Origin of the sequence: Curtobacterium oceanosedimentum (genome assembly GCF_040545555.1) — a bacterium.
In the GTDB taxonomy this organism is placed as follows: Bacteria; Actinomycetota; Actinomycetes; order Actinomycetales; family Microbacteriaceae; genus Curtobacterium.
The window spans coordinates 135,860-153,033 of record NZ_JBEPMD010000005.1; the positions used below are offsets into that span (position 1 = coordinate 135,860).

Genomic DNA, 17,174 nt, shown 5'->3' on the forward strand with positions numbered 1-17,174 from the left:
TCGGCGAGTGCGGGCCCGGAGCCCGGCACCGGCCGCCCGCGCACACGACGACGCCGCGCGGCCCCGGAGGGTGCGCGGCGTCGACGGTTCGGGTCAGGCGGACTTGTTCTGGTCCTGCTGGGGCTCGAACTCGTCCTCGTCGTCGCCCGGTTCCTCACCGTACTGGTCAGCCCAGCGGTCGACGTAGGAGTCTTCGTCCGAGTGTTGCCCGGCGGAGAGCTCGCGTTCGAGCGCACCGTAGTTCGTGTCCGGACTGAAGTACTTCAGCTCCCGGGCGACCTTGGTGTGCTTTGCCTTCTGACGGCCGCGCCCCATGCGTGACCCCCTCGTGATCGGCTCTGGTCCGGTCCTGGCGGGTGCGTGGTTGCCACCCGGGGAACCGAACGGTTCGTGGTTTGAAATCTGCCGATCACTCTACCATGTACCCCGTTCCCCACCTGGCCACCGACGTCCCCCGTGGCGGGGAGGAAGACCTGATCAGCACTCAGGCGGGGAGGGGCTCCCGGACCCCGCGCTTCCGTCGCGCGGAGCGCAGCACGAGGGCGTCGACCGAGAACCGTCCGGGTCCGGTGAGCGCGACGGCGAGGGACGCGACGGCGAGCACCAGCACGTACTCGAAGCCGCCCTCCTGGGCGAAGAACCCCGCGGTGGCGTGGGCGAGCAGGCCCGCGACGACCATGTCGACCGCGAGCAGCAGGCCGACGACACGGGTGGCGACGCCGAGCACGAGGAGGATCCCGCCGACGAGTTCGAGTCCCGCCACGAGCGGGGCTGCGACCTCGGCGAGCGGGACGCCCATCCCCGCGAAGCCCTGGGCGACGCCGGGGATGCCCTGGGCGAACTTCTGGGCGCCGTGGGCGATGAACACCACGCCGAGGACGATGCGGAGCGCGGTCAGTCCGATGGAGGTCGATGTCGTTCGCATGGTGCCGACGCTATGCGGTGACGTGTCATCGACCCGGTGGCCTCGGCGAACCGCCCGGACTCTGCCAGGGGTCGTCCAGGAGACGGTCCACCGAAGCGGGGACCGGCTCTCAGGAACGACCGACGCCGGTCCGCCACAGCGGGGACCGGCGTCGGTGGGAGGAGCGAGGTGTCAGGAGTCCGCGCCGCGCCCGGTCTGCTGCTGCAGGCGGTCGATGTGCTCGGACGCCTCAGCCTTGGTGAGGTCCGCGGGGAGTTCCTCGCCGGCCTCACGGGCCAGGGTGTCGAGGTAGCTGCGCTGCGGGCCGGTCATGGGCTCGTCGCCGGTCACCCACTGCTCCGGGTCCTTGCTCGCGGTCGTCGAGGGGTCGGGACGCTCGCCGCCCAGGGTCTCGCCCTGGTGCGACTCGTCGGGGGTGTGGTCTGCTGCGTCGGTCATGGCGCCGAACCTACGCGCGACGGCGGACCCGACACGCAGCGAGGACGTCCCCCACGGGACCGAGCGCTCAGACCGGCGTCGCCGTGTAGCGCACCAGGTCCGGCCCGACGCCGCTGGCCGCGATCGGCACCTCGGTGTCGCCCTGCCGGATCCAGATCGTCGCGGCCTGCTCGTCGATCCGGACGACCTCGTGCAGCGACCCGTCGAGCAGCACCGCAGCGCGCACCGACACCTGCCCGGTCGACGGCCGGGGCGGGAGTCCCACCACGTCGGCGCCGTACACGGCGTGGCGACCGGGGGAGAGGAACGGCGACACCGGGGTGGTCACGACCTCGAGTCCGTCGTCGACCGGACGCACCGCGACCAGGCGCACCGCCTGGTCGGTGGGCAGGGGGACGTCGACGACGGGCGCGTCGACCGGGCCGGCCAGCGCGCGGAAGGCGGGCCGACCGTCGGGGGCGAGCCGTGCCTCCAGGCCGTCGATCCGGACGCGACCGCGACCACGCGAGTCGGCGTAGGTCCCGGGCTCGAGCCCGGAGCGGCGTGCCTCGAGCCGCGTGACGACGACGCTGTCCGGCCGGTACCAGTCTCGGAGCGTCGCGGGGTCCACCCAGCCGATGCTGGCGACTCCGCGGGCGAGGTCGGCGCCGTCGTCGGCGGGTCGTTCGTCGAGGGCGCCGAGCGGGTGCTCGCCGCGCACCGGGACCAGTCCGGCGTACGGTCCGGCCGTCGATGGTTCGTGGTCGAGCACCTCGACGCGCTTCGAGACCTTGCCGCCGTGGCCGTCGAAGGTCGCGAAGGTGCGCAGGTCGGAGATCGTCATGTCGCGGACGATGCTACGACCGGTCGCCGTCACGTCGTGCAGGTGCGGGGACGAGGAGGCGCATCTCGCCCGTGCACTGGGTCTGGTCGACGCCCTCGGCGGGGCCGGCGGGACGCATCGCGCGCCTCGGCTGCAGGCCCTCGCGCTGCACCGGCCGTCCCACGGGCTGCAGGCTGTTCCGCTGCACCGACCGGAGGAGCCGGTCCTCCTGCGCGTCGTGGTGGAACACCCCCTGCGGCGAGCGGCGGAGCGCCGGACGGATCGGCTCCCCGCGGCGCTCCTGGCCCGGGAGCGGCCGCGAGCGACGGCCGTACAGCAGCTCGGACGAGTCGAGCAGCCACGGCACCAGGGCGACGGTCACCCCGTGCACGAGCAGCAGCTTCTTGCGGATCCGGCGGCCGCGGTGGTTGTGCAGCAGCGTCTCCCACCAGTGACCGACGACGAAGACCGGCGTGTAGACGGTCACGACCTCGGACCCGTGCTCGGCCCGGTGCGCCTTGATGTACCGGATGAGCGGCATCGAGATGTCGCGGTAGGGACTCGGCACGACGGTGAGCGGGACCTCGATGCCGTGCTCGACCCACTGCGCCTGCAGGCGACGGGCCTCGGCGTCGTCGATCGCGACGTGCACCGCCTCGAGTCCGGCGTGCTGCGCCGCGATGGCGTAGTCGATCGCCTTGAGCACCGGCTTCTGGAGCCGGTTGACGAGGACGATCGCGTGGTCGCCGGTCGCGCCGAACTGCGTGTCGACGTCCGCCTCGACCTCGTGCGAGACGTCGCGGTAGTACCGGTTCACGCCGAGCATCAGCACGAAGAGCACCGGCATGATCACGAACACGAGCCAGGCGCCGTGCGTGAACTTCGTGATGGTGACGATGACGAGCACGACGAAGGTCGAGGTCGCGCCGATCGAGTTGATGGTCAGCGAGCGCCAGACCTGGCCCCGGTCGACGGGCTCGTCCGCGGTGCCGTCGCGGTCCGCGCGGAGGAGCCGCAGCCAGTGCCGGACCATGCCGGTCTGGCCGAGCGTGAACGACACGAAGACGCCGATGATGTACAGCTGGATCAAGCTCGTGACGTTCGCCCGGTAGACCACGAGCAGCGCGACCGCGACGAGCGCGAGCACGATGACGCCGTTCGAGTAGATGAGCCGGTCACCACGCGTCGACAGGGCCTTCGGTGCGTACGAGTCCCGCGCCAGGATCGAGCCGAGCAGCGGGAAGCCGTTGAAGGCCGTGTTCGCGGCGAGGAGCAGCACCGCGGCCGTCGTCGCCTGCACGACGAAGAACAGGATGCTGCCGTTCCCGAAGGTCGCGGCGGCGATCTGCGCGATGAGCGAGCGCTGCGGCGTGGTCGCGCACGCGGTGAAGCCCTGCAGGTCGCAGGCGCGCTCGGCGTAGTGCACGTGGGAGACGAGTGCGAGCGTGATGAGCCCGACGAACAGCACGATCGCGATCGAGCCCATGAGCACCAGCGTCGTCTGGGCGTTCCGGATCTTCGGTCGGCGGAAGGCCTGCACGCCGTTCGCGATCGCCTCGACACCGGTCAGGGCCGAGCAGCCGGACGCGAACGCGCGCAGGAGCAGCAGCACGAAGGCCGCCTGGGTCGTGTGCTCGACGTTGTCGATCGTGTACGCGGCGGACTCGGCGACGGGCGCGTTGCCGAGTGCGGTGCGGACCAGGCCGGTCACGACCATGACGAACACCGAGCCGACGAACAGGTAGGTCGGCACCGCGAACGCCTTGCTCGACTCGCGGACCCCGCGCAGGTTCACCCCGGCCAGCAGCACCACGAAGGCGACCGCGAGCTCGACGCGGAACGGGTCGAGGCCGGGCAGGGCCGAGATGATGTTGTCCACGCCCGACGCCACCGACACGGCGACCGTCATCACGTAGTCGACGAGCAGGGCGCTCGCGACGACGAGACCGGCCTTCTCGCCGAGGTTCCGGTGCGCGACCTCGTAGTCGCCACCGCCCGACGGGTACGCCTTGACGAGCTGTCGGTAGGACGCGACGACCACGACGAGCAGCAGCACCACCATGGCCGCGACCCACGGTGCGAAGGTCAGGAACGCCATCCCGCCCAGCAGCAGGATCATGAGGAGCTCCTGCGGCGCGTACGCCACGCTCGACAGCGGGTCGCTCGCGAAGATCGGCAGCGCCAGGTGCTTCGGGAGGAGCTGTCCCTCGAGCTTCTCCGAGGGCAGGGGATCCCCGATCAGTCGCGCCTTCAGCGACCGGATCTCGTTCGTCACGAGCGGCAAACCTACTCAGTTGCGCGCGCGAGTCAACACTGTGGGAACGGACAGGCCCCACAGGGCACGCGACGGACGCGTGCCGTCGGGTGGCGGACGGGAGGCGCGGATCGCCACCACCCGTCCGCCGGCGGCCGTCAGACGGAGCGGCGCAGGGCCTCCAGGCCGTCCCGCAGACGCGTCACCGTGTCCTCGGTGAGCGTCCCGCGCGTCGCGCGGCGACGCAGGTCCGCCCGGACCTGCTGCCGGAACGCGGCGATCGCCATCTCCACCTCGCGCAGGGCGCGGGCGCCCTCCGTCGGGACGTCGACGGGCTCGCCGGCGGTCTGGCCTCGAGGGGCCTGGGCGCTCGCGGCGAGGTCCGCACGGAGCGAGCGCATGGCCTCGCCGACCGAGGCGCGGACGCCGTCGGCGAGGGACCGCACCGAGTCGGCGACCCCGGACTCGACCGCGGCGAGCTCCTCGGCGCGGGCGTCGAGCTCGGCGCGGCCGGCGTCGGTGATCGCGTAGACGGTCTTGCGGCCGTCGACGGTCTTCGTGACGAGCCCCTCGGACTCGAGCTTGGCGAGCCGCGGGTACACGGTGCCGGCGCTCGGGACGTAGGCGCCGCCGAAGCGCTCGCCGAGGGCCTGGATGAGCTCGTAGCCGTGCATCGGACGGTCGGCGAGCATCGACAGCAGGGACAGGCGCAGGTGGCCGTGCGCGAAGACGGGACTCATTCGGGCACCACCGTCTCGTCGTCGTCAGCAGTCGGAGCGGCGGGTGCGGCCGGAGCGCTCGGGTCGGACGGCGCGGCCGCTGGTGGCGCGTGCAGGACCGCGATGTCACCCGAGACCGAGTTGACCTTCAGGTCGAGCCACTGCCCGGACAGCTCGCCGCCCTGCTTGACGTACGAGCCGCGGACCCCGCGGATCTCGGAGTCGTCGAACTGCAGTCCGCCGGTCGCCGTGCTGACGGTGCAGCGGTAGGGGACGCCGTCCTCGAGTCGGACGCTGACCGATCCGGACACCGTGTTGATCCGCGCCGCGTCGGGCGTGCCCTGCAGGTCGAGCACCACGTCGGCGTTGACCCCGTCGGCCGTGAGGCGCGGGATCGCCCCCGTCGCCACGACGTCGCCGGACACGGTGCGGACGGTCAGTGCGCCGTCGAGGTCGCGCACCGTGGTCGACCCGGAGACGGCGTGCACGGCGAGGTCGCCCGCAAGTCCGTCGACGACGGCGTCGCCCGAGACGGAGTTCACGGAGGCGCCGCGGTTCGTGCCGGAGAGCAGCACGCCCGCGGAGACGACGCCGATCGTGACCCGTGCGTCGCGGGGGACCAGCACGCTGACGTCGGCGGTGGCACGTCCGCGGAACGACTTCAGGAACCCGAGCGGGTCGTCCCACCGGATCTGCGGGTGGTCGATGGTGAGCGTGTCGCCGTCCAGCTCGATCTTGAGCGGCTTGCCGGACACGCCGTGCACCTCGATCCGGGCGGTCGGTTCGTCGTGGGCGACGACGTCGACCTGCCCACCGGCGAGACCGACGCGCAGGGCGCGGACGATGCCGGTGTCGATCACCTTGGGCTCCTCGACGAGCCACTTCTCCTGGGCCATGTTGCCTCCTCGGACTCGCGATGTATCGCGTGTGTGCGAGTCACGATACATCGCGAATCCGCTCGTGTCATCAGGACGGAACAGTAGGACGGCCCCGCTCCCGACGGGGAGCGGGGCCGTCCTGCTGAGCGACCGCTACTTCGCGGCGTCGTCCAGTGCCGCCTGGGCCTTCTCCGCCGCGGCGTCGAGGGCTTCCTTCGGGCTGGTCTTCAGCAGCATCGCGGACTGCAGCTGCGTCGACAGGGCCGCGCTCACCTCGCCGTACGCGGTGATCGACGGGCGGGCCTTGGCGTACTCGAGCTCGTCGGCGAAGGCCTTGAGGCGCGGGTTCTCCTCCAGGTACTTCTTCCACGTCGCGTTGTCCGCCGTGGCCTGGTTCGCGGGGAGCAGGCCGGTCGCGATGTCCCACTTCGCCTGCGTGTCCGGGCTGAGCCACCACTGCAGGAACTTCCACGAGGCGTCCTGCTTCGCGGTCGTCGTCTCGATGATGTACGAGTTGTTCGTGCCGAGGTTCATCGCGGGCTGCTCGATGCCGGGGAGGGCGAAGACGCCGACGTTGTCCTTGCCGAGCGTGCTGTCGATGGTCGACAGGTCGTACGCCCCGGTGATCGCCATCGCGGCCTTCTTCGACGTGAGCGCGGGGACCGCGCCGTTCGTCGAGGTGGTCAGGAGCGACTGCGGGTAGGCGGAGCCGTCCTGCAGCATGTCCGTCCAGGCCGTGAGCGCCTTCACGCCCGCGTCGCTGTTGAACTCGACCTTGGTGTTGTCCTCGTTGAGGAACTCGCCGCCGGCGCCCCAGAGCATCGACTGCCACGTGAAGACCGGCCACTCACCGGTGCCGATCGGCAGGTAGGCGCCGTACTGGGTCGTGCCCTTGGTGAGCTTCTTCGCGTCGTCCTGGAACTCCGCCCACGTCTTCGGGGTGTCGGTGATCCCGGCCTCCTCGAACATCTCCTTGTTGTAGACGACGGCGTAGTCGCCGATGTCGGTCGGCAGCGTGTACTGCTTGCCGTCGAACTCGCCGGTCGAGAGCATGCCCTCGGTGAAGCTGTCCTTCGTGACGTCACCGCTGGACAGGTAGTCCTCGAGCGGCAGGACCTTGCCGGTCTGGATCACCTCGCCGGTCTGCTGCGGCGTGCTGTCGCCGAGCACCATGTCGGGGCCGGTGTCGTTCTTCAGCGCGTTGATGAGCTTCGCGTCGAACTGGTCGGACGAGGCCGCGTACTGGGGCTGGACGTCGATCTTGTCCTGCGAGGAGTTGTACTCGTCGATGAGCTTCTTCACCTCGGTGGCCTGGGGCCCCGTGTAGTTGTGCCAGACCGTGATCGTGGTCTTGCCGCCGCTGCCGCCGGAGTTGCCGGTGACGGAGCCGCCGGAACACCCGGACAGGGCCAGTGCGGCACCCACGGCGAGGGCCGTGGCACCGAGCAGTCGCTTGCGCATGAGTCGTCCTTTCTCGGACTTCGGGTGGAGCGAAGGGGGGTGGTGCGGGATCAGCGGAGTCCGCCGGCCATGGCCGACACGATCTGCTTCTGGAAGATGATGAAGACGATGAAGACCGGCAGGATCGCGAGTGTCGAGCCGGCCATCAGCAGGTTGAAGCTCTGGCTCGCGTTCGCGGACTGCAGCTGCGTGAGGCCGACGGAGACGGTGAAGAACTCGGTCCGCGACGCCACGAGGAACTGGAAGAAGAAGTTGTTCCAGTTGTAGACGAACGACAGGACCGCGAAGGACCCGATCATCGGGGTCGCCATCGGCGTCACGACGGACCACATCCGCCGCCACACGCCGGCACCGTCGACCCGACTGGCGTCCTCGATCTCGCTCGGGAACGACGTGAAGAACTGCCGGAACAGGAAGGTGCCGAGGATCGACGGGATGTTCGGCACGATGAGGCCCTGGTAGCTGTTCAGCCAGTGCAACGACGACAGCAGGGTGATGAGCGGCGTGAACACGACCTCGAACGGCACGAGGAGCGCCGCGAGCAGGACGACGAAGACGACGTTCTTGCCGGGGAACTTCAGGCGCGAGAACGCGAAGCCCGCGGCCAGGCTCGTCACGATCTGCCCGAGGGTCGTCGCGATAGCCACGACCGTCGAGTTGAAGAAGTACAACCCGAAGGGGGCGACGGTGAAGATGTCGGTGTAGTTCGACAGTTCCCACTGCCGCGGCAGGAACGTCGGCGGGAAGGCGAGCGCCTCCTCCGAGGACTTGAAGCTCGTCAGCAGCATCCAGAGGAACGGGCCGAAGAACAGCACGACCGCGACGAGCAGGATCACGTGCCGCAGGACGGCGGGCGAGTGCTTGCGGAACAGCACGCCGAACGGGCGGCTGCGGTGCGGACGGGAGGCGCGGCGTGCGTCCGCCGGGAGGCTGCGGGAGGCGATCTGGGTCACGGTGGCGGTCCTAGTTCAGCTCGATGGGGTCGCGGCGGTTGATGACCCGCAGCTGGACGACCGCGACGAGGATGCCGACGATGAGCAGGAGGACGGCGGCAGCGCTGGCCGATCCGCCGTGGAAGAACACGAAGCCCTGGTTGTAGATGTAGTAGAGGATCGTCTCGCTCGAGTTGATCGGGCCGCCCTGGGTCAGGACGTAGACCTGCGTGAAGACCTGCAGCGCGCCGATCACGCCGGTGATGGCGAGGAAGCCCGTGGTCGGGGCGACCAGGGGGAGCGAGATCCGGAAGAAGCGGCGGATCGGCCCGGCGCCGTCGAGCGTCGCGGCCTCCATGTAGGACGCCGGGATGTTCGTGAGCGCCGCCGAGTAGATGATCATCGTGTAGCCGACGCCCTGCCAGATCGAGAACACGATCACCGAGACCAGTGCCCACGGCTCCGAGGTCAGGAAGCCGATCGGGGGAGCGCCGAGCGCGGTCACCACGCCGTTCACCAGGCCGCCGAGCGGCGACAGGATGAAGCTGAAGATCAGCGCGCTGCCGACGATCGGGGCGATGTACGGCACGAACAGCAGTGCGCGGTAGACCCCTCGGCCGCGGAACGGCTGGGCCAGCAGCGCCGCGAAGAAGAGCCCGAGTGCCATCGTGATCGGCACGACGATGACCACGTACAGCGCGGTGTTGCCCGCCGCCCGGACGAACTCGCCGTCCCGGAACAGCCCGGTGAAGTTCGACAGGCCGACGAAGCCGTTCGTCTCGCCGGACGCGGGGTTCCAGTCCGTGAACGAGTAGTAGACCGTCTGTGCCAACGGGTACAGGTAGAACAGCGCCAGCAGCACCGTCGTCGGGGCGATGAGCACGTAGCCCGCCCTGCCCTCGCGTCGTTCCATCCGGCTCGCGTCCGCGGTGGACGACCGTCGACCGGGAACGCGCACCCTGGTCGGGTTCTGAACCGCACTCGTCATGCGGACCTCCTCTTGGCTCGTCGTTGAACGCTAGGAACAGGCTGTTTCGAGCAGATTACCGTTCGATCACCAAAAGTAAACAGTCGAATCTGGAACGACTTCGTTCGGCAATCGGCCGTTTCGTCGCTACAGTGACGACATGCACGAGCAGCACTTCCAGGACATGGACCGCAGTCCGGGCTCCGTCGGGGACGTCCTCCGACTGATCCGCGTCTCGGACACGACCTCGCGCTCGAGCATCGCCAGGAGCACCGGTCTCGCGCCCTCCACCGCCTCGGCCCGGGTCGATGCGCTGACCGCGCTCGGACTCGTGCGCGAGAGCGGCGCCGAGGGCTCCCGCGGCGGCCGACGTGCTCGGCGCCTCGAGCTCGTCGCGGACGCCGGCTTCGTCGCCGCGGCCGACCTCGGTGCCCACCACGTCCGCATCGTGCTCACCGACCTCGCCGGCCGGATCGTCGCCGACACCGACGCGCTCGAGCACGGCGCCGCCACGGTGCCCGTCGCCGCGGGGCCGCGGGCCTCGGTCGCCGCGCTCTGGGACCGGTTCGTCGAGCTCGCCCGGGACAGCGGCCTGGACACGGCTCGCTTCCGCGGTGCGGCGATCAGCGTGCCCGCGCCCGTGTCGTACCCGGGCGGCAGCATCGCGACACCGTCCTTCGAGCCGTCGTGGCACGGCGCCGTCCTGCCCCAGCTCTTCGCCGAGCACACCGACGCCCCCGTGCTCGTGGAGAACGACGCGAACCTCATCGCCCTGGCCGAGCGTCCGGGCCCCGACCGCACGGGCACCCTCGTCGCGGTGAAGCTCGGGACCCGCATCGGCTCGGGCGTGCTGCTCGACGGGCGCCTGCACCGCGGGGTGAGCGGCGCCGCCGGCGAGATCAGCCACACCCCCGTCGACGGCGAGGCCGCCATCGGCTGCACCTGCGGGGTGCCGAACTGCCTCGAGTCGGTGGCGTCCGGGGGCGCGATCGTCGCCCGGCTGCGTGCGGCCGGGCGGCAGGTCGGCGGGACGAGCGACGTGCTGGCGCTCGCGGCACAGGGCGACGCGGTCGTCCTCGACGAGCTCCGGCGGGCGGGGGAGCACATCGGCCGGGTGCTCTCCGGCATCGTGAACTTCTGCAACCCGAGCGAGGTCGTGCTCGCGGGCGCGATGTCGGCGTCGTCCGTCCTGGTCGCGACGATCCGGGGCGAGCTCTACCGGTCGTGCCTGCCGATGGTCGCGGACGCCCTCGACGTCCGGGCGAGCTCCTCGCCGCGCGACGCCGGCATCCGCGGCGCGACCGTGCTCGCGATCGACGAGGTGCTCGCGCCGGCCCGCGTGGACGAACTCGCCCGAGCGGCGGCGGAGCGGACCGCATGAGCACCGGCGGTGCTGCTGTGCACGGCGGCGGGGAGGAGTCCGGCGCGGTCGTCGCCGTCGACGTCGGCGGCACCACCGTCAAGGGGATGGTCCGCGTCGGCGACGTCGTCCTCGACCGCGCGGTCGTGCCCACCCTCGGGCCGGTCGACGTCGGAACGCCCGACTCCGGAGACCCCGACACCCCCGATCCCGCCGCCGGCGGCCCGGCCCTCGCCGCCGTCACGGCCGTGGTCGACCGGCTCGCAGCAGCAGCCGCGGCCGCCGGGCACCCGCTCACCGCCATCGGCCTCTGCACGCCCGGGGTCGTCGACGCCGAGACCGGGACGGTGGTCGTCGCGGTCAACCTCGACTGGCGCGACCTGCCCCTCGCCGCACTCCTGCGCGACCGGTACGGCGTCCCCGTCGCCGTGGCGCACGACGCCCGCGCTGCCGCGACCGCCGAGATCGCGGCGCGCACCGCGGCGGGTCGGGACGTCGCCGAGATGGTCTTCATCCCGATCGGCACCGGTGTCTCCGCGAGCCTGGTGGTCGACGGTCGCCTCGTGGTCGGTGCAGCCGGAGGTGCCGGCGAGGTCGGGCACGTCTGCGTCCGACCGGGCGGTGAGCCCTGCACGTGCGGGCAGCGCGGGTGCGTGGAGGTGTACGCCTCCGCCCGGAACATCGGACGGCGCTACCGCGCGGCCGGCGGCACCATCGACGGGGCGACCGACGAGATCGTCGCCGCCGTCGACACCGACCCGCTCGCCGCCGCGGTGTGGGCCGACGCGATCGACGCGCTCGCCGCCGGGATCGCGATCCTGTCCGCCGTGCTCGACCCGGCCGTGGTCGTCGTCGGCGGCGGCCTCGGCGAGTCCGGGGAACGCCTCCTCGCCCCGCTGCGCACCGCGGTGGACGCCCGGCTCGGCTGGCGTCCCGCTCCCCGCATCGAGCAGTCGCTCGCGGGTGCGGGCGCCGGCCTGGCCGGAGCAGCCCTGCTCGCCCGCACCGCCGCGGGACCGAGCCCAGCCGCGGCGACGCCGGCCACCGCCCCGCACGGCCCCGCCGAACCCGACCCCACCGCTCCACCACGGACACCGCACCACCCACGAACCAGGAGGACCCCATGACCGCTCAGCGACTCCGGATCGGCCTCGTCGGCGCGGGGGTGATCGCCCACGCGCACCTGCCGAACCTGCTCCGCCTCGGGGACGTCGTCGTCTTCTCGGAGGTCGGCGCCGAGGAACTCGTCGCGGCACACGGCGGCGAGGTGGTCGATTCGCTCGACGCACTCCTCGCCCGTGTCGACGTGGTGGACGTCGTCGTCCCCACGTACGCCCACGCCGAGGTCGTGCGCGCCGCGCTCGCCGCCGGCAAGGACGTCATCAGCGAGAAGCCGCTGGCCCGCACCGACGCGGACGCCGACGACCTGGTCCGGCTCGCGCACGAGGCCGGCCGGCAGCTCTACCCGGCGCACGTGGTCCGCTACTTCCCGGAGTACGTCCGCCTGAAGGCCGCGGTCGACGCCGGGCAGCTCGGCGAACTGGCCGTGCTGCGGTTCGTCCGCTCCGGTGCGTTCCCGACCCGGTCCGCCTGGTTCGCCGACCCCGAGCTCTCGGGCGGCATCATCATGGACCAGATGATCCACGACCTGGACATCGCCCGGTGGATCGCCGGCGACGTCGTCCGGGTCAGCGCCGTGCACGTCCGGAAGGGCACCGTCGACCACCCGGTCGAGGCCGCGCACGTGCTGCTCACCCACGAGTCCGGTGCGATCAGCCACGTCGCGGGCATCTGGGGACCGGCGCACCTGCCGTTCGTCACCGAGTTCTCCGCCACGGGCACGCTCGGCAGCCTGTCGCACGACTCCCGTGCGGAGCGGAACTACACGGCCGAGCTCCTCGACGAGGCGGGGGTCGGCGGCGACCTGCCGGAGCTCGACCCCGCCGAGGACCCGTACTTCCTCGAGATCCAGGAGTACCTCGGCGCCTTCCGGGGCGGTGCGGTGCCCCGTGTCTCCGCCGAGGACGGCGCCACCGCGGTCCGCATCGTCAACGCCGCGCTGCGGTCGGTCGCGACGGGGCAGCCCGTCGACCTCGGGCCCGCCCCGGCGGCCGGGACGCACGAGGGGGCGACGGCGTGACCGCCCTGCGGATCGGTGTGCTGTCGTTCGCGCACACGCACGCCCTGTCCTACCTGTCGGCACTGCAGGCGATGCCCGACGTCGAGGTCGTCGGCACCGACCCGGACGGCACCTCGACGGGCACCGAGCTGGTCGACCTGCGCGGTCGCGAGCTCGCCGACGCGCTCGGGGTCGCGTACGTCGACACCGTGGAGGAGCTCCTGGCGAGCGGGGTCGACGCCGTCGTGGTCACCAGCGAGAACGCCCGGCACCGTGCGCTGGTCGAGCAGGCCGCCGCCGCGGGTGCGCACGTGCTGTGCGAGAAGCCCCTCGCCACCACCTGGGAGGACGGGCTCGCCATGCGCGCCGCCGCCGAGGCCGCGGGCGTGCTGCTCATGGTCGCCTTCCCGGTCCGGTTCGCGAGCACGTTCGCCCGGCTCGCCGCGACGAAGCGGTCCGGCCGCCTCGGCGAGGTGTTCTCGGTCCGCGGGGCGAACAACGGCATGCTGCCGCTCACCCGCTCGTGGTTCACGGAACCGGAGCTGTCCGGTGGCGGCGCGATCGTCGACCACGTCGTGCACATCGCCGACCTGCTCGACGAGCTCCTGGACGGCACGCCGGCCGAGACCGTCACGGCCGTGACGAACCGGGTGCTGCACGCGTCGCGCGCGCAGGCCGAGACCGCCGGGCTGGTCACCATCACCTACGCGGACGGAACGATCGCGGCGATCGACTGCTCGTGGAGCCGTCCGGACACCTCGCCGACCTGGGGCGGGCTCGCGCTCACCGTCGTCGGTTCCGAGGGCTCGGTCGACGTCGACTTCTTCCGGCCGAGCGTGCGGGGGCTCGACGCGGCCACCGGCCGGTCGGTCGTCCTGCCGTACGGCCCGGACTTCGACGCGGCGATGCTCGACACCTTCGTCGCCGCGGTCCGTTCCGGCGAGCAGCCCCAGCCCGACGCGGCCGTGGGACTGCGCACCCTGGCGATCGTGCTGGCGGCGCAGGAATCGGCCGCGAGCGGCGGGACGGTGCGGGTGCGGTCCGTCTGACCCGGCGTCGCCCTCGGACCCCTCGGACCCCTTCGTCGATGGAGCAGCAACTGTCGGGTCGGCCGGTCGCACCCGACAGCTCCTGCTCCATCGACGCGTCCCACGACGCGGGTCACGACGACGGACGGGCGGCGTGACGGACGGGAGGCGCGGTGCGGGCTGGCGCCGCGCCTCCCGTCCGTCACGGCACCGGCTCAGGAGCCGCCGGCCGCCGCCCACAGGCGGCGTGCGTTCGCGAGCCCGCGCTCGACGGCCTCGACGTCGTCCTCGAGCCCCTCGAACTCGATCGACACCGGCCCGTCGAACCCGCTCGCGACGATGCGCTCCACGATCCGGTCGAGGGGCAGGTCGCCGTGCCCGACGACCGTGCCGAGCACGGCGCGACCGGCCAGCGTCGTGAGCCAGCCGTCCGCGGCCGGCGCGGTCTCGCGCACCAGGAAGTCCTTGAGGTGCACGACGGCGGCGACCGGCAGCACCCGCTGCACCGCGCGCAGCGGGTCGTCGTCGAGGCAGACGAAGTTGCCGACGTCGAGCAGGGCGCGGAAGCGCGGGTGGTCGACCTCGTGCACCAGCCGCAGGATCCGCTCGCTGTCGTTGAACGCGAAGCCGTGGTTCTCGACCATCGTCGTGATGCCGAGCGTCGCGGCGTGCTCCGCGACCGCACGGCACACCGGCACGACCTGCGCGAGCACACGCTCGAACTCCGCGTGGTCGGCGTCCCGCCAGGCCCACGGGACGACGTCGTGGCGGAGGTGCGTGATGCCGAGCCGGTGTGCGACGTCGAGCTGCTCGTGGACGCGGGCGACCTCGGCGTCGACGGTCGCCAGGTCCGAGAAGTCCGCACCGATCACGTGGTTCGCGAGCCCGATCCCGCGGGCGGCGGCGTGCTCGCGCAACCGGTCGACGAGCTCGGGCTGCCGGGGGAGGTCGTCGCCGAACCCGCCCGCGGCGATCTCGAGGTGCTCGCCGCCGGCGTCCGCGACGCGGTCGACGACGTCGAAGATCGTCAGCGCACCGCGCTGGAGCGAGCGGGCGTAGCTGTAGGAGGACACTCCGAGTCGCATGGCGCGACCCTAGCCGCAGTCGGCGCGCCGCCACCAGGGGTGCTGCCCTGGCGTTGCGGGGACCACGGCAGGCGGCGGAAGAGCGGCATGAGCGGCTGCACCATCGGGCCGATCGCGAACGCCGCGACGACCGTGCCGACCCCGACGTCACCGCCGAGCAGCCACCCGACCACGACGACGCTGACCTCGATGACCGTGCGGGCGAGCCACAGCGGCCAGCCGAAGCGCTCGTGCACGCCGACCATCAGTCCGTCGCGGGCGCCGGTGCCGAGCCCGGCGCCGATGTAGCAGGCGGTGGCGACCGCGAGCAGCGCGAGCCCCGCGGCGAACAGCAGGATCCGGGGGACCAGGCCGTCGGGCTCCGGCACGAGCCACAGCACCAGGTCGGCGGACGGGCCGATCGCCAGCACGTTGCACAGCGTGCCGATGCCGGGCTTCTGACGGAGCGGGATCCAGAGCAGCAGGATGACGACGCTCGACACGACGGTGATGACGCCGAACGACCACGGCAGCACGTTCTCCAGGCCCTGCGTGAGCACCGTCCACGAGCCCACCCCGACGACCGCGCGGACCTGCAGCGCGGTCGAGGCGCCGTAGAGGAAGAGGCCGACGGCGAGTTGGACGGAGCGGAGCACGAGGGCGGTGGAGCGGCGCATGCTCCGATGCTCGCGCCGGATTGGCCTGGCCGTCGAGAGCCAATCGGGCTAGCGTGGCCCCGTGCCCCCGGTCTCCCTCAGCGCCCGCGCCGCCGCCCTCCTGCTCGCCGACTGGCGGGACGGCACCGACGCCCCCGCGTACGAGGCACTGTCCGACGCCGTCCGCGTGCTCGTCATCGACGGCCGGGTGCCGCTCGGCGTCCGGCTGCCCGCCGAACGCGGGCTCGCCGAGGCCCTCGGCGTCTCGCGCACCACCGTGGCGAACGCGTACGCCCGGCTGCGGGACGACGGGTTCCTGGTGTCGCTGCGCGGGTCCGGGAGCGTCGTGCACCTGCCGCGCGACCTGGCCGGACGACCCGACCCCGAGCGGCTCGGCGGCGTGGTGCCCGGCGACCTGCTCGACCTGCGGAAGGCCGCGCTGCACGCCGCACCCGAGGTCGCCGAGGCCGTCGAGCGTGCCGTCCGGTACGTGCCCGCCGCGCTCGCCGGCATCGGCTACGACACCGTCGGGGACCCCGGGCTCCGCGCCGCCATCGCCGACCGGTACACCGAGCGCGGGCTCCCGACCGACCCCTCGCAGGTGGTCGTCACGATCGGCGCCCAGCACGCGATCGCACTGCTCGCCCGTGTGCTCGTCCGCCGCGGCGACACCGTGCTCGTCGAGTCGCCGACGTACCCGCACGCGCACGAGGCCTTCCGCGAGGCCGGTGCGCGACTCGTCGGCGTGCCCGTCGACGCCCGCGCCGGGTGGGACGCGGCCGCGCTCGAGACGACCCTGCGCCGGACGGCCCCGGCGGTCGCCTACGTCATGCCCGAGCTCCACAACCCGACCGGGGCGACCATGACGGCCGACACCCGGCGGCTGCTGCTCGGCGTCGCCGCGAGGACCGGCACGACCGTGGTCGCCGACGAGACGATGGGGGAGCTCCGCATCGACGGGGTCGGCGGGCCGCCGTTGGCGGCGCTGTCGCCGGACGTCGTGATGATCGGCTCGGCCGCCAAGGTCTTCTGGGGCGGTCTGCGCATCGGCTGGGTCCGGGCCGCGCCGGAGCTGTTGCAGCGCCTGCTGCTCGCCCGCCCGACGGGCGACCTCGGCACGCCGGTCCTCGACCAGCTCGTCGCGCGCGAACTCGTGCCGCGGACGGAGGCCGTCCTGGAGGGGCGGCGCACCTTCCTGCGCGCCGGTCGCGACGAGCTCGTGGCCGGCCTGCGCGCCCGGCTGCCCGAGTGGGACGTCCCGTCGCCCGCAGGCGGGTTGACGACGTGGGTCGGGCTCGGCCGTCCGGTCTCGAGCGCACTCGTCCTGGCCGCGCGGGCCGAGGGGGTGCTGCTGGCCTCGGGCGGGGTGTTCGGACCCGACGGCGGGTTCGAGCGGTTCCTCCGGGTGCCCTACACGATGGCCGCGGCGGACCGGGAGCGCCTGGTCGACGTGCTCGGGCGCGCGTGGTCGCGGATCGGTGGCGAGGGAGCAGGCGCCCGGGGGTCGCTCGCCGCGGTGGTCTGAGCGGCACAGGTCATCCCCGCGGCGTACCCCCGTCTGCTGTTGTCGA

17 protein-coding genes are annotated in these 17,174 nt (G+C 72.4%); 5 read left to right on the forward strand and 12 right to left on the reverse strand.

Annotated features, from left to right (window positions below; translation table 11 throughout):
* Positions 1 to 93: 93 nt before the first annotated feature.
* From ABIC52_RS07130 to ABIC52_RS07175, 10 genes are all read right to left on the reverse strand, one after another.
* Complete coding sequence (locus ABIC52_RS07130; protein WP_058727428.1) at positions 94 to 315, reverse strand: DUF3073 domain-containing protein; 222 nt, start codon at positions 313 to 315, stop codon at positions 94 to 96.
* A gap of 169 nt (positions 316 to 484) precedes the next feature.
* Complete coding sequence (locus ABIC52_RS07135) at positions 485 to 925, reverse strand: DoxX family protein (protein WP_354026981.1); 441 nt, start codon at positions 923 to 925, stop codon at positions 485 to 487.
* A 171-nt stretch (positions 926 to 1,096) separates the two neighbouring features.
* Entirely contained in the window at positions 1,097 to 1,363 is a 267-nt protein-coding gene (locus tag ABIC52_RS07140) for a DUF3072 domain-containing protein (protein ID WP_126892325.1), read from the reverse strand.
* A gap of 67 nt (positions 1,364 to 1,430) precedes the next feature.
* The gene (locus ABIC52_RS07145; RefSeq protein WP_126892324.1) at positions 1,431 to 2,186 is read right to left on the reverse strand and encodes a hypothetical protein; all 756 of its coding nucleotides are present in this window, start codon (positions 2,184 to 2,186) and stop codon (positions 1,431 to 1,433) included.
* Positions 2,187 to 2,199: 13 nt separating this feature from the next.
* On the reverse strand, positions 2,200 to 4,449 hold the full coding sequence (locus tag ABIC52_RS07150; RefSeq protein ID WP_354026982.1) for an APC family permease: 2,250 nt from the start codon (positions 4,447 to 4,449) through the stop codon (positions 2,200 to 2,202).
* 128 nt (positions 4,450 to 4,577) lie between these two features.
* A complete protein-coding gene (locus ABIC52_RS07155) occupies positions 4,578 to 5,159 on the reverse strand; it encodes a PadR family transcriptional regulator (protein ID WP_354026983.1) in 582 nt (193 codons plus the stop codon).
* Positions 5,156 to 6,034: a DUF4097 family beta strand repeat-containing protein gene (locus ABIC52_RS07160; protein ID WP_354026984.1), complete on the reverse strand. Its 879-nt coding sequence runs from the start codon at positions 6,032 to 6,034 to the stop codon at positions 5,156 to 5,158. The genes ABIC52_RS07155 and ABIC52_RS07160 overlap by 4 nt, the downstream gene beginning before the upstream one ends.
* 135 nt (positions 6,035 to 6,169) lie before the next feature.
* Entirely contained in the window at positions 6,170 to 7,477 is a 1,308-nt protein-coding gene (locus ABIC52_RS07165; RefSeq protein WP_354026985.1) for an ABC transporter substrate-binding protein, read from the reverse strand.
* A 50-nt stretch (positions 7,478 to 7,527) separates the two neighbouring features.
* Positions 7,528 to 8,430, reverse strand: a complete 903-nt coding sequence (locus ABIC52_RS07170) for a carbohydrate ABC transporter permease (RefSeq protein WP_126892320.1) — start codon at positions 8,428 to 8,430, stop codon at positions 7,528 to 7,530.
* A gap of 10 nt (positions 8,431 to 8,440) precedes the next feature.
* The gene (locus ABIC52_RS07175; protein WP_126892319.1) at positions 8,441 to 9,397 is read right to left on the reverse strand and encodes a carbohydrate ABC transporter permease; all 957 of its coding nucleotides are present in this window, start codon (positions 9,395 to 9,397) and stop codon (positions 8,441 to 8,443) included.
* A gap of 139 nt (positions 9,398 to 9,536) precedes the next feature.
* Between ABIC52_RS07175 and ABIC52_RS07180 the strand changes: the two genes are divergently transcribed.
* The 4 genes from ABIC52_RS07180 to ABIC52_RS07195 are packed head-to-tail and all read left to right on the forward strand — an operon-like array spanning position 9,537 to position 13,904.
* Positions 9,537 to 10,757, forward strand: coding sequence for an ROK family transcriptional regulator (locus ABIC52_RS07180; RefSeq protein WP_209679946.1), 1,221 nt, complete (start codon positions 9,537 to 9,539; stop codon positions 10,755 to 10,757).
* Positions 10,754 to 11,863 (forward strand): ROK family protein, encoded by a 1,110-nt coding sequence (locus ABIC52_RS07185; RefSeq protein WP_209679944.1) that lies wholly within the window; start codon positions 10,754 to 10,756, stop codon positions 11,861 to 11,863. Before ABIC52_RS07180 ends, ABIC52_RS07185 begins: the two co-directional genes overlap by 4 nt.
* The gene (locus ABIC52_RS07190) at positions 11,860 to 12,876 is read left to right on the forward strand and encodes a Gfo/Idh/MocA family protein (RefSeq protein ID WP_209679942.1); all 1,017 of its coding nucleotides are present in this window, start codon (positions 11,860 to 11,862) and stop codon (positions 12,874 to 12,876) included. The genes ABIC52_RS07185 and ABIC52_RS07190 overlap by 4 nt, the downstream gene beginning before the upstream one ends.
* Positions 12,873 to 13,904 (forward strand): Gfo/Idh/MocA family protein, encoded by a 1,032-nt coding sequence (locus tag ABIC52_RS07195; RefSeq protein ID WP_354026986.1) that lies wholly within the window; start codon positions 12,873 to 12,875, stop codon positions 13,902 to 13,904. Before ABIC52_RS07190 ends, ABIC52_RS07195 begins: the two co-directional genes overlap by 4 nt.
* A gap of 194 nt (positions 13,905 to 14,098) precedes the next feature.
* Here the strand turns inward: ABIC52_RS07195 and ABIC52_RS07200 are convergent, their stop codons facing one another.
* Entirely contained in the window at positions 14,099 to 14,968 is an 870-nt protein-coding gene (locus ABIC52_RS07200; protein ID WP_354026987.1) for a sugar phosphate isomerase/epimerase family protein, read from the reverse strand.
* Positions 14,911 to 15,624 carry a membrane protein YczE gene (gene yczE / locus ABIC52_RS07205; protein ID WP_209679938.1) on the reverse strand — a complete coding sequence of 238 codons (714 nt, stop codon included), beginning with the start codon at positions 15,622 to 15,624 and terminating at the stop codon, positions 14,911 to 14,913. The genes ABIC52_RS07200 and yczE overlap by 58 nt, the downstream gene beginning before the upstream one ends.
* Before the next feature lie 61 nt (positions 15,625 to 15,685).
* Here yczE and yczR point away from each other — a divergent pair, with 61 nt between their 5' ends.
* The gene (gene yczR / locus ABIC52_RS07210) at positions 15,686 to 17,128 is read left to right on the forward strand and encodes a MocR-like transcription factor YczR (protein WP_126892138.1); all 1,443 of its coding nucleotides are present in this window, start codon (positions 15,686 to 15,688) and stop codon (positions 17,126 to 17,128) included.
* The last annotated feature ends 46 nt before the right edge of the window (positions 17,129 to 17,174 follow it).